This is a genomic window from Chryseobacterium nakagawai (assembly GCF_900637665.1).
GTDB classification, from domain to species: domain Bacteria; phylum Bacteroidota; class Bacteroidia; order Flavobacteriales; family Weeksellaceae; genus Chryseobacterium; species Chryseobacterium nakagawai.
In genome coordinates, this window is record NZ_LR134386.1 from 1932095 (window position 1) to 1945561 (window position 13467).

The following is a 13467-nucleotide window of genomic DNA, read 5'->3' on the forward strand; positions in this document are numbered from 1 at the left end:
TTCTCATTTTTTAATTTTTAACCCACTATAACATGTATTACAACGACGACACGGTCATCTATTTTGACGGAAACTTCATGAAAGCCAAAGACGCAGGAACCAATCTTTACGGACAATCTCTTCACTATGGATATTCTGTTTTTGAAGGAATCAAATCTTATAGCACAGCTCATGGAACCAGGATTTTTAAAGCTAAAGAACATTACGAAAGATTAAAAAAATCGGCAGAACTCATGCATATTCCTTTCGATTACTCCGCAGATCAGCTTACAGAACTTACCTACGAATTGTTAGAGCTAAATGGCTTTGCAGATGCGTATATCCGTCCTCTGATCACCTGTTCGCCCAATATGTCTCTTTCAAAAGGCAAAGAGTCTTACCTGTCTTTATTAGCATGGGAGTGGAGCAATGGTTATCTGGCAGATAAAATGAAGATTATGACTTCAGGTTTTCAACGTCCTAATCCCAAAGCCTTTAAAGTAGAAGCTAAAGTTGGTGGACATTATGTGAATTCAATCTTAGCTTGTCAGGATGCGAAAGACAAAGGGTATGATGAAGCCTTAGTTCTGGATGAAAATGGAAATGTAGCAGAAAGCTCAGGAGCCAATGTTTTTTATGAAAAAGACGGAACATTATTTACTCCGGCAAAGGGAAGTATTCTTCCCGGAATTACCCGTCAGACTGTCTTTGAAATATGTGATGAACTGAATATTCCGGTTAAGGAAACCTTCTTTAAACCTGAAGAAATGAGAGGTGCTGATGCTGCATTTTTCTGTGGTACGGCAGCTGAGATTGTGGCATTGGATTCACTGGATGATGTGCCTTTTACTAAAGAATGGGAAGACACGGCAAGTGAAAAGGTACAACAGGCTTATTTGAAATTGGTGAGAGTTTTGTCATTGTAAAATTGTAAATAATAATGAGTTGATTAACAATTTGTTATTGTTGATTTTTGAACAATTGAGTATTGTAATTTTTTGAAAATTTGAAAATTAAAAAATATTACAAGCTGTAGTTTTGACCCAAAATTAAGTAAAAAAGAATCATTTAAGAGACTGGAAGAACAGCAAATGCAGGATAATATGCTAAATAAATATTCAAAAACATTCACACAAAATAGTGAGCAGCCAGCCGCAAAAGCAATGCTATACGGGATTGGTTTTACAGAAGAAGACATGCAGAAAGCACAAATTGGGATTGCAAGTATGGGATATGATGGAAATACCTGTAACATGCACCTGAATGATCTTGCCAAAGTCGTCAAAAAAGGTACCTGGGATCATGGACTAGCAGGATTGATTTTTAACACCATTGGAGTAAGCGATGGAATGAGCAATGGAACTGATGGAATGCGCTATTCACTCGTAAGCAGAGATGTGATTGCGGACAGTATTGAAGCCATCTGTGGCGCTCAGTATTATGACGGACTTATTGCTTTGCCCGGATGTGATAAAAATATGCCGGGAACCATCATTGCAATGGGAAGACTGAACAGACCTTCACTGATGGTATATGGGGGAACGATTGCTCCGGGATGCTACAAAGGAGAAACATTAAATATTGTCTCGGCGTTTGAAGCCTTAGGGAAGAAAATTGCAGGTGAGATATCTGAAGAAGATTTGGATGGAGTAATTAAAAACTCTTGTCCCGGAGCAGGTGCCTGTGGCGGAATGTATACGGCTAATACAATGGCTTCAGCCATAGAAGCATTGGGAATGAGCCTCCCGTACTCATCTTCTAATCCAGCTTTAAGTAAAGAGAAACAGGATGAATGCCTGGAAGCAGGAAAATACCTGAAGATCCTTTTAGAAAAAGATATTAAACCTTCAGACATCATGACCAGAAAAGCTTTTGAAAATGCGCTTCGTGTGATTGTTGTTTTAGGAGGGAGTACCAATGCCGTGCTGCATTTTATAGCCATGGCTAAAAGCGTAGAGGTATCTCTTACTCAGGATGATTTTCAAACCATGAGTGATTGTACCCCTATGCTGGCCGATCTAAAACCAAGCGGGAAATATCTGATGCAGGATTTACATGAGCATGGCGGAATACCTGCCGTCATGAAATATCTGTTGGAAGAAGGATTATTACACGGAGATTGTCTGACGGTTACCGGAAAAACATTAGCCGAAAATTTGAAAGATATTCCCACACTGGATTTTAATACTCAGAAGATTATAAAACCCTTATCAAACCCTATAAAACCTACCGGTCATTTGAGAATTCTGTATGGAAACCTTGCTGAAAAGGGAAGTGTTGCTAAAATCACAGGTAAAGAAGGAGAACGGTTTGTAGGGAAAGCCCGTGTATTTGACGGAGAGAAGAACCTCATCAAAGGAATTGCAGACGGAACAGTACAACACGGAGATGTGATTGTGATCCGTAACGAAGGACCTAAAGGAGCTCCCGGAATGCCTGAAATGCTGAAACCTACAAGTGCTTTGATAGGTGCAGGGTTAGGAAGCAGTGTCGCTTTGATTACGGATGGAAGGTTTAGTGGTGGAACTCATGGATTTGTGGTGGGGCATATCACTCCCGAAGCTCATGAGGGCGGATTGATTGCCTTTGTAGAAGATGATGATCTTATAGAAATAGATGCTGTAAACAATACAATACAGCTTAAGGTTTCGGAAGAAGAGATTGAAAAAAGAAAACAAGGCTGGCAAAAACCAGCTCTGAAAGTTAAAAAAGGATTACTCTATAAATATGCACTAACCGTATCATCCGCCGCTGAAGGCTGTGTAACGGATGAAATTTAACCTCAAACGTTATGAAGAATTTAAATCAATCAACAGCAAGAGAACTGAGTGGAAGCCGTATTATTCTTGAAGCATTTCTTCAGGAAGGAGTGAAAACTGTTTTCGGGTATCCCGGCGGAGCAATCATTCCTATTTATGATGCGCTTTATGATTATAAAGATCAGTTGGAGCATATTCTTGTTCGTCATGAGCAGGCAGCTGTACATGCAGCACAAGGGTTGGCCAGGGTTTCCGGGAAAGTAGGAGTAGTTATGGCTACCAGTGGCCCCGGAGCAACCAATTTGGTGACAGGCTTAGCGGATGCTTTGTTGGATAACACGCCGTTGGTATGTATTACGGGTCAGGTATTTGAACATCTTTTAGGAACAGACGCCTTTCAGGAAATTGATGTGATGAATATTACAAGCCCTGTTACCAAATGGAATTATCAGGTAACAGATGCCAATGAGTTGCCTGAAGTCCTGGCAAAAGCATTTTATATCGCAAAATCAGGGCGTCCGGGACCTGTGCTTATTGATGTTACAAAAAATGCCCAGTTACAGAAAGCTTCATACAAAGGATATCATCCTTGTCATTTCTTAAGAAGTTATAAACCTGATCCTGTACCATCGCTGGAAAATATTGAACAGGCAGCGGAACTTATGAACCATGCAGAACGCCCGTTCATTATTGCCGGACAGGGAATTATGCTGGGAAAAGCAGAGCGTGAGTTCTTAGAATTTGCAGAAAAATCAGGAATTCCGGTAGCATGGACTGTTTTAGGAATGGGTGTTCTTCCCACAGATCATCCACAGGCAGTTGGAATGGTAGGAATGCATGGAAATTACGGTCCTAATATTCTTACCAATCAATGTGATGTATTGATTACCGTAGGAATGCGTTTTGATGACCGGGTGACCGGAAGATTGGATCAGTATGCAAAACAAGCCAAGATTATTCACCTGGAAATTGACGCATCAGAAATCAATAAAAATGTAAAAGTGGATGTTCCGGTTCTCGGAAATTGTAAAGAAACCTTGCCACTTCTTACAGCATTGATCCAAAAAAGAGAACATCCGGAATGGCATCAAAGGTTTAAAGACTGCATGGAAGTTGAAAGCATCAATCTCATCAATGATGAGCTGTATCCTAAGGAAGAAGAGATCACGATGGGAGAGGTGATCAGATGTCTCAATGAAATCACAAAAGGGGAAGCGGTTATTGTAACCGATGTAGGACAGCATCAGATGATCACCTGCAGATATTCCAATTTTCAACATTCAAGAACCAATATTACCAGTGGGGGATTGGGAACAATGGGATTCTGTCTTCCTGCGGCAATAGGGGCTGCTTATGGAGAACATCATTTCCCTGTTATTGCCATAATGGGAGATGGTGGTGCTCAGATGAACATTCAGGAGCTAGGAACAATCATGCAGTATCATCCGGAAGTTAAAATTTTAATTCTCAATAACAGCTATCTAGGGATGGTAAGACAATGGCAGGAGCTGTTTCATGAAGAGCGTTATTCTTCCGTGGAAATTCAGAGCCCGGAGTTTGTAAAGGTGGCAAATGGCTATCATATTCAGGGAAGAAAAGTGACTCAGAGAGAAGACCTAAAAGAAGCGCTTGATGAAATGCTTACCCATAAAGGAGCATTTCTGCTGGAAGTGATGACAGGAAAAAAACACAATGTTTTTCCGATGATTCCTCAGGGCAAAAGTGTTTCGGAGATTGTATTAAATAATCAACCATAAAATAAATAGAAAATATGAAAACAGAAAATAAAGAATATACCATAACAGCCTATACAGAAGATTGTTTGGGACTGATTAGCAGGATTAATGCTATTTTTTCAAGAAGGAGAATTTCCATGACAAATTTTAATATGGGACCCTCTGAAACGGAGAACATAAAAAAGTTTGTGATTACGATCAGAGAAACCGAAGAATCTGTTCAGAAGATCACCAGACAAATGGAAAAGCAGGTAGATGTACTGGAGGTTCATTATCATAAAAATCCATATTTCACAGCAATAGAACACGCTAGCTAAGGCGAAATCAAAATTATAAACAATAAAATAAAATTATAGAAAATGGCAAAATTAAATTTCGGAGGAGTAGAGGAAAACGTAGTAACAAGAGAAGAATTTCCGTTGAAAAAAGCTCAGGAAGTATTAAAAGATGAAGTAGTAGCGGTAATCGGGTATGGTGTACAGGGGCCGGGACAGGCACTGAACCAGAAAGACAATGGAATTAATGTGATCGTAGGACAGAGAAAAAACTCTAAATCCTGGGATAAGGCAGTGGCAGATGGTTTTGTTCCGGGTGAAACCTTATTTGAAATTGAAGAAGCCTTAGAAAAAGGAACGATTATCTGCTATCTGTTGAGTGATGCGGCACAAATTGAATACTGGCCAAAAGTAAAGCAACATCTTACCCCTGGAAAAGCTTTGTATTTCTCTCACGGGTTTGGAATTACCTTTAATGAACGTACAGGAATTGTTCCTCCGGCAGATGTAGATGTCTTTTTGGTAGCTCCAAAGGGATCAGGAACTTCATTAAGAAGAATGTTTCTTCAGGATAGAGGACTGAATAGCAGTTTTGCTGTTTATCAGGATGCAACAGGAAAAGCAAGAGAAAGAGTGACCGCTCTGGGAATTGCCATAGGAAGCGGATATTTATTTGAAACAGACTTTAAAAAAGAAGTGTACAGCGATCTTGCCGGAGAAAGAGGAACGTTGATGGGAGCGGTGCAAGGAATATTTGCAGCACAATATGATGTTTTGAGAAAAAATGGGCATAGTCCATCAGAAGCTTTCAACGAAACGGTAGAAGAACTTACCCAATCATTGATGCCACTGGTAGCTGAAAACGGAATGGATTGGATGTATGCGAACTGCAGTACAACTGCTCAAAGAGGAGCTTTGGATTGGTGGAAGCGTTTCAGAGATGCAACTTCTCCTTTATTTGAAGAATTGTATGATAATGTTGCTGCAGGAAATGAAGCACAAAGATCAATTGATAGTAATAGTAAACCTGATTACAGAGAAAATTTGGAAGTTGAATTAACAGAATTGAGAGAGAGTGAAATGTGGAAGGCGGGAAAAACTGTACGAAGCCTGAGACCCGAAAATAATTAATACCAAAAGAAGAATGAAGACGGGAGAAACCTATTTATCTGTATTGGATAAAGTTTACCAAGCGGCCGAAAGACTTAAAAATGTTTGTGTCAGAACTCCTTTAGCTGTTAATAATAATTTATCAGGAGTTTATAATGCTCAAGTACAATTTAAAAGAGAAGACCTTCAAAGGGTGAGATCTTATAAAATTCGTGGGGCATACAATAAGATGTCAACGATGTTAGAGGAAGAGCTTTCCCGTGGCATTGTTTGTGCCAGCGCAGGAAATCATGCTCAGGGAGTTGCTTTTGCCTGCAATACCATGGAGGTGAAAGGTACTATTTTTATGCCTTTACCTACTCCCGGTCAAAAGCTGGAGCAGGTTAAAATGTTTGGTGGCAACTACATTGATGTTGTTTTGCAGGGAGATACCTTTGATGAAGCAAAAGATGCTGCGATGAGGTTTTGTAATGAAAATGACGGAACATTCATTCATCCATTTGATGATCCTGCGATTATTGAAGGGCAGGCTACAACGGCATTGGAAATCCTTGAACAATCTGATGAACCTATTGATTATCTTTTTGTACCAATAGGAGGTGGTGGGTTGGCTGCAGGTATTTGTTCTGTGTTTAAAGAATTATCTCCCCAAACCAAAATCATTGGAGTGGAACCTTCCGCAGCGGCAAGCATGAAAAAGGCTCTGGAAAATGGTAAGCCCTTTCATCTTGATAAAATAAGCCGATTTGTAGATGGTGCAGCTGTGCAAAAGGTAGGGGATCTCACGTTTGAACTTTGTAAAAATACATTATATGATGTAGTTACCGTAGAGGAAGGGCTTGTGTGTGAAACGATACTTTCATTATATAATAAAGATGCTATCGTGGTGGAGCCGGCCGGTGCTCTTTCTGTGGCTGCTTTAGAAAAATATAAAGATCAGATCGAAGGAAAAAATGTAATTTGTATTATCAGTGGAAGTAATAATGATATTACCAGAATGGAAGAAATCAAAGAAAAAGCTTTGCTGTATGCCAACTTGAAACATTATTTTCTGGTAAGATTCCCACAACGTCCGGGAGCATTGAAAACTTTTGTAATGGATGTGCTTGGGCCTAATGATGATATTACTTTTTTTGAATACACTCAGAAAAATTCAAAAGAAAAAGGAATTGCGGTAGTAGGAATTGCGGTGAAACAAAAAGAGGATTTCACACCCCTAATGGACAACATGAAAAGACAGGATTTTTTTGTCAACTACCTGAACAATGATCCGTCTTTGATGAATCTGCTGATTTAGTTGTTATAAAGATGATTCTAAAATCTAACCCTAACCACGAATGCCTTAATGATTTTATTGGTGCACCCGTGGAATTAAAACAAGAAAAATCCGGCTCACTTCAGTGAGCCGGATTTGGTCATTTTATCGTTCAAGCGTAAAATTTGAAATTACTTTCGGACGTTCAGTCTCATTGGCAACTTTCCAGGAAGTTCTGTACATCCATTCTGTCATTTTATATAACTTCTTGTAATTGATGTTTTCAGATTCATCCTGTGGAGTGTGATACTGATCATGGAGCACACTGGTAAAGAATATGGCGGGAATACCCACTTTGGCATACGGAAGATGATCACTTCTGAAATAGAAATACTCAGCATGATTCGGAGAATCCCAATCTTTTAAATACTTGAATTTTGTACTTTCGTTATTAGCATCTTCAGCCATTTTTACAAGCTCTTCAGAGTTTTTATGCGGAGCATTTCCGCCTAATAAAGCGGCTTCATTATTATCATTTCTTCCGATCATATCACCATTCAACACAGCTACAATACTCTCCTTCGGAACTACAGGGTGAGCAGCATGCCATCTTGAACCTAGTAAGCCTCTTTCTTCAGCTCCATGGAATACAAACAGAATGCTTCTTTTTCCCGGTTGCTTTTTGTAAGCTCTTGCCATGGCCAGCATGGCAACACACGTACTGGCATTATCATCAGCACCGTTGTAGATGGTGTCGTTTTTTACAGGATGTCTGATTCCGTCATGATCCTGATGTCCGCTCAACAGAACATATTCTTTTTTAAGAACAGGATCTGTTCCTTCAATTTTTCCAATGATATTTACTGAAGGATATTTGTATGTTTCAGTCATCAGGTTAAGGGAAATCTTAGGGTTGCTTTTTACCCAGTTTGTATTCTCTCTTTTAATCCAAAGAACAGGAATATTGTTCGTTATTTTTTCTCTTAAGCCTTCCACACCATAGCTTCCTCTTGTCATTTGAGGAAGTACTTCTACCCAGCTTTTTTCTGAAATATCATCTGTGATGAAAATGATTGCTTTTGCTCCCAGTTCAGTCGCTTTGTTGTAGTATTTTGTCCTCACAAATCCTGGATATCTTCTTACAAAAAGAGTCATATCTTTATCAATGTTTTTGTCAGAAGCATTTACTGCAAGCACTTTTCCTTTAAGATTTAGTTTGGCTAGATCTTCAGGTTCAGTATTTCCTGCATAGACAATTTCAGCATCTACAGAAGCATTTACTGGCTCTGCTACTAGAAAATCCTTCCATATTTTCAATGGAGTATCTCCGATTTTCAGGCTGCTTTGCGGAGTTGTCTGATGTCTGTACATATCAAAAAACTGGAAAAAAGTACCATGGTCACCGGCAGGTTTCATTCCTGCTTCCTTGGCTTTGTCAGCCAGCCACATCGATACTTTTAACTCATCCAGAGTTCCTGCTTCACGACCCCAGAACTGATCTGCAGCCAATTCATACATATCCTTTTTCAGATCAGCTTCTTTGATGGCTGATACTAAAGGTTTTTTATAGCTTTGAGCATTTCCGATACTGAATACAAGAAGACCCAGTAAAGAAAAAATATAATTCTTATTCATTGGCTTTTAATTTAGGCTACCAAGCTTGTCAGCAAACTGTTTGGAGAACTCTTTTCTGTCTTCTTCCAGTTTCTCTGCATCAGCTGGTAAAATATAGTTGAAAAGGATTTTACCTTCGTGATCTAAAAATATGATTTCTTTTTCATTACCATCAATCATCTGTGAGAAAATAGCCCACATAGAAGTATCTTTTAATTTTAATAATTCAAAAAAGTCTTCCGCTTTGATCTCTATTCTTTGCATATTATTTTATTGTAAGTATAATTTATTCTTGATTAAAATTCAAGGAACTTCAATTTAAACTGAATGGCGAAATTCTGCTTAAAGTGTGGGGTAGCATAATATCCTACCCTATAGAATAACCCCAGATTGAAATAGCTGGAAAGGAAGTTGTTCCATTCCAAACCTACTTCCTGGTACAGGTGATCTAATTTTTTAAATCTGAACTGATGGTATTCTGGATGCTTCATATCTCCAATCGTTCCACGCAGTACAAAATCAAAGCTGGAAACATTATGTCCAAAACTTTTAAAGTAAAACGGCAGTTTATGAGTAAAATAATAAGCAACAAATTTATCGTTGTAATATTTTCCACCCTCCAAAGTTGCAAACCCAAGAAACGAAGTAAGGTTAAAATTAAAATCTTTACCCGGAGAAGCAAGCCCGTTCATTGTAAAATTCTTCCAGATTGGAGCTTCTCCTAAAACAACTCCACCATACAATCTGAAACCTGTTGTTCCGATTGCTGTTTTAAAATTATGAACAAAAAGGGCATCAAAACGGGAATAATTGAAACTTCCACCAGCCATTTTATAACTCTGCTCATAGTTGAAATACAACTCCGGATACTTCTGATCGATCAGAGATTTTCCCTGAGGGGTCATAATATTAGTAGAATTCGGTGAATACTTTAACGTAAACAGTGTATTGAAATTCTTGAAGGAAGATCCACCATCCATGAACTGGTAATCAAATTGAGCTTCTTCAATATTTCTTCTTACAGCAAGGGCTAGGGTAAGACCGTTTGTAACATCATTCAGATAAGATAATGAGGCGCCTTTGAAGTGGAAATACTTATCGTTGTTCAGATTGTTTCCAAAGTTCATCATCCTCATTTTGAAATTCCAGAGTCTTCTGTAAAATTCCCCTGAAGCAGTTACATCATCATAAAAATCAAATCTGAAAAAGGAGTTCTTTTCCAATGTTGTTTTGATGTCTATTCCCATTCCGTATTTCCATCTTCGGTCTTTTACTCCATATGCAAAATAATAATCCGGAGAGAAATAAGGATTGAAGTTTTCATTAATCTTAGCTTTTACTCCCAGTCTGAATCCTTCATAGGAATTATAGTTGGCAATTTCATCTACGGCAAAATCTACAACACCCACTCTGATCTGCCCGTTAAGCAATCCGGAAATAATCTGTGCTTTACTGTCTATTTTATATTTTTTACCAAGACTGTCGATGGTTTTATACGTATTTTGCTCCCTTTCTGTAAGAGGCTCGGTTCTGTATCGATCAAGAGAATGTCCGTCAATACTTTTTACATCGAAAGTATATCCTTTGAAGTCTTTGGCATTCTCTTCGATGGGAGATTGAAAATCAAAATATTTTGACGTAAGAAAAGCATAGGTTCCAAAGCTCTTTTTATCCTTTTTATCAGCATGCTCTTTGTCACCCATAGCCATTTTTCCCATTTTAAGTTTAGTCTTTTCATGGGCAAGAAACCATTTGTTGTTGTAGAAAACCCAGGTACTGGTAATAATTCCGTCATTTTTATTTTTACTGAAATTTTCAATTTTTTTGATTCCGTAAGTTTCTGTATCGATGTAAATTGCTCCGGTATATTTTCTTTTTTTGTCTGGATTTTTATAATTAACCTCACGGAAGCGAATGACAAAGTTTTTTCTTCCGTCAAGTTCTATGGTATCAGAAAGAAAGTATCTGTAAAGACCTCTGTTTTCTGGCTTCACCTGTTCAGGAACAATATCCCTATTGCTTTGCTGAAGGGCGATCATCTCATAGACCGGCTGTTTCAGCCCGGAAATTCTATTGTCCAGAATATTGATTTTTTCACCATATTTTTTAGAGTATAGAAATTCCTGAGCTCTTTCCCAGAGAAAAAGTTTACTTTTCGCAAATATTTTCCTTGCATTGATGTTATTCAGTGAGTCTTTTTCCCTCTTTTTCTTGAAAAAATTTAAGTCGTTAAAATACTGGTTAAATTGAGAAAGACTGTCTTCATCAATGTCTAGAGAAATTTTTTCATATGATTTATATGCATAGGAGCCCAAGCTTTTAGGCGAGTTCTCATTGAATAGTTTGTTAACTTTTTTCAGGATTTCCAAAGCTCTCGGGTCACTTTTATCTTCAATCACGACTGTTTCAATATGGGTGGTATTTGAAGATTTTTTAGTCAGAGAAACCTCCATGCTGCTTTCCACAGTTGTTGTTTCCTTTTGGAAAGATTCAGCTTCAACCTCAATATTCAGGCAGGTGGTTTTAAACTCCAGAACGCCCAGAGTATTGGTATAGCCAAGTATAGTATTGCCACAAAAAACCTTGGCATTGGAGATAGGCTTTTGAGTAGAGCCATCAACAACTTTAATTTTCAGTTGTGAATACCCCAAAAAGCAGATCATAAAAAATAATAACTGTAAACCCCTTTTCATTTAAAAAAACTAGGTAAAATTAATGATATTTATTGTGCTGGAAAAGTTTTTAACACAGTATAACATTGATTTAATCTAATATAAGGATGAATATTTTCCTAAAACATCAGATTGAAATTCTTCTTTCAGATGGTGTTTCTATGTTTTTCGATAATTTCCAATAAAAAAACTCCCGAACTCTATCTGTTCAGGAGTTTTTATCGCTTTTTTAAGGTTGAACTGTCTATCGATCATCTAAAGCCTTCATAAATTCAATAATATCATCTATTTCAGGTTCAGTTAACTGCAGCGGACTATCAGAAAGTGTTTGGTTTTCTACCTTAAATCCGAAACCTTTTCCACCGCCTTTATTGTAAAAATTCATGACCTCTTTCAGTGTTGTATAGCCTCCGTTGTGCATATAAGGAGCTGTTTTATGAATGTTTCTGAGAGTAGGCGTTTTAAAGGAATGCTGTAAGGCAGCTACTGTTTCATGAAACTTTCCTCTTCCCAGATCATTATCAAATGTTTTATTTTCTCCATTGATAGCTATTCCCAATACTTCCTGCTCTGTTTTTTTGAAAGTTGGGGGAACGGTACCATTAAATAAGGGAATAAAATGACATATCGCACATTGGGCTTTCCCGACAAATAGATTAAAGCCACGCTTTTGACTTTCGGTCATTGCCGATTTATTTCCCTGCATATATTCATCAAAATTGGAATTGAATTTTGCTAAAGAACGTATATAACTTGCCAATACATTCTGAAGCTGCCACACCTCAGCCTTTTGTGAATGATAAATCTTTTTAAATGCCGCCTGATAGTTTTTATCTTGGTTAATTTTAGCAAGAATGATCGTTAAATCTCCATGCATTTCTTCTTTATTAGAGATCACATCTGAGCTTTGCCCTTCCAGGTCATCCTTCCTCATATCCCAAAACTGACCATGCTGAAATCCTGCATAGTTGAGGGAAGGAGCATTCCTGGCAAGTTCTGAATTTTCGAGCGACATTGATTTCGCAAGACCATCAGTAAAAGCTTTTTCAGGAATGTGGCATGTTGCACAGCTACGGTTGTTGTTATTTGATAGCATGTTATCTTTAAAAAGCTGCTGTCCAAGAGCCGCCTTTTCTTCAGAAAAAGCATATTCTTTTCCGGGAGTGAAAGCATTAGGGTTGAAAGCATTTTTAGAGAAAAATGTAGCTGCATTTTTGTTTAATGCTGTCGTTACCTCCACATCCGGGATTTTTTCCTGATTTTTAAAATCAAGCAACAGCGTAGTGATCTTATTGAGATGATCCGGGATGAAGTTGACATAATCGAATGTATTTTTATCAGTATTTTTTTTCAGGATTTCTGTAGCTGCATTGATCTCCGTGATAATACTTTTCAGGGCTTTATTTTTTGATCTGTCGGTAGATATTTGTTCCAATGTTTCTTTAATGCCTTCCAATGAAGAAGGGATTTCTTTTAAAAACACTCCAGAAATGGGGGTGTCAAAACCTGAAATTCCCAGGCTGGAAATTCTGAAAGCTTCCTGCCTCAAAGCATCAAAAACCTGGTCTTTACTAATGGTAATGACCTGGAAATTAGTTTTTATGGTATTGCTTTTATTGATGAGTTTGTTGAGCATTCGGTTCACCTCATCTTTATTCTCTTTCTGGTAAGGATAAAACATTTCTTCTAAAACCTGCAGTCCTTCAGGTTCTATTTCTGTGTGTTCATCCATCTCTATTTCAGGAAGTGCCGGTCCGTTAATGAATCTGGCAGAGTGGGGAAGGAAGTACTCTATGGCCCATTCCATTTTTTTATAAGTCTTTCTGATACTCTCAAACTTCTCCTGAAGAAGCTTTTCATCAGAGTCTTTAGAAACAAGGGCTTTCAGTTCATTGATCTGTTTTTCAAAATCAGTGTTGGTGGTGATGATCCTGCTTTTTACAGAACCCAGGTCTTCATATATTGGCTGCTGTTTTTCACTTTTACAATAGGAAAGGACAAAAAGAGCTGTTGCAGAATATAAAAGAAGAAGTATCGGATATTTTGAAAGTTTCTTCATAAGTATGA

At 38.0% G+C, this 13467-nt stretch carries 10 protein-coding genes; 6 read left to right on the top strand and 4 right to left on the bottom strand.

The features are described 5' to 3' along the window. Positions 1–32: 32 nt before the first annotated feature. The 6 genes from ilvE to ilvA all read left to right on the top strand — a co-directional run bounded on the left by ilvE (position 33) and on the right by ilvA (position 7156). Positions 33–905 carry a branched-chain-amino-acid transaminase gene (gene ilvE / locus EL260_RS08885; protein WP_123859815.1) on the top strand — a complete coding sequence of 291 codons (873 nt, stop codon included), beginning with the start codon at positions 33–35 and terminating at the stop codon, positions 903–905. 177 nt (positions 906–1082) lie between these two features. Then, positions 1083–2759: a dihydroxy-acid dehydratase gene (gene ilvD / locus EL260_RS08890; RefSeq protein WP_185145901.1), complete on the top strand. Its 1677-nt coding sequence runs from the start codon at positions 1083–1085 to the stop codon at positions 2757–2759. 11 nt (positions 2760–2770) lie between these two features. Then, positions 2771–4495 (top strand): biosynthetic-type acetolactate synthase large subunit, encoded by a 1725-nt coding sequence (gene ilvB, locus EL260_RS08895; RefSeq protein WP_123859817.1) that lies wholly within the window; start codon positions 2771–2773, stop codon positions 4493–4495. A 14-nt stretch (positions 4496–4509) separates the two neighbouring features. After that, entirely contained in the window at positions 4510–4791 is a 282-nt protein-coding gene (locus tag EL260_RS08900) for an ACT domain-containing protein (protein WP_123859818.1), read from the top strand. A gap of 42 nt (positions 4792–4833) precedes the next feature. Further along, positions 4834–5880 carry a ketol-acid reductoisomerase gene (gene ilvC, locus EL260_RS08905; RefSeq protein WP_123859819.1) on the top strand — a complete coding sequence of 349 codons (1047 nt, stop codon included), beginning with the start codon at positions 4834–4836 and terminating at the stop codon, positions 5878–5880. Between the two features lie 13 nt (positions 5881–5893). Further along, positions 5894–7156, top strand: coding sequence for a threonine ammonia-lyase IlvA (gene ilvA, locus EL260_RS08910; protein WP_123859820.1), 1263 nt, complete (start codon positions 5894–5896; stop codon positions 7154–7156). 123 nt (positions 7157–7279) lie between these two features. Here ilvA and EL260_RS08915 read toward each other — a convergent pair whose 3' ends face one another. From EL260_RS08915 to EL260_RS08930, 4 genes are all read right to left on the bottom strand, one after another. After that, complete coding sequence (locus EL260_RS08915; protein WP_123859821.1) at positions 7280–8749, bottom strand: M20/M25/M40 family metallo-hydrolase; 1470 nt, start codon at positions 8747–8749, stop codon at positions 7280–7282. A 6-nt stretch (positions 8750–8755) separates the two neighbouring features. Continuing rightward, a complete protein-coding gene (locus EL260_RS08920; protein WP_123859822.1) occupies positions 8756–8992 on the bottom strand; it encodes a hypothetical protein in 237 nt (78 codons plus the stop codon). 32 nt (positions 8993–9024) lie between these two features. Further along, positions 9025–11421 carry a hypothetical protein gene (locus EL260_RS08925; RefSeq protein ID WP_123859823.1) on the bottom strand — a complete coding sequence of 799 codons (2397 nt, stop codon included), beginning with the start codon at positions 11419–11421 and terminating at the stop codon, positions 9025–9027. Positions 11422–11644: 223 nt separating this feature from the next. Continuing rightward, on the bottom strand, positions 11645–13459 hold the full coding sequence (locus EL260_RS08930) for a cytochrome-c peroxidase (RefSeq protein ID WP_123859824.1): 1815 nt from the start codon (positions 13457–13459) through the stop codon (positions 11645–11647). Positions 13460–13467 lie beyond the last annotated feature (8 nt).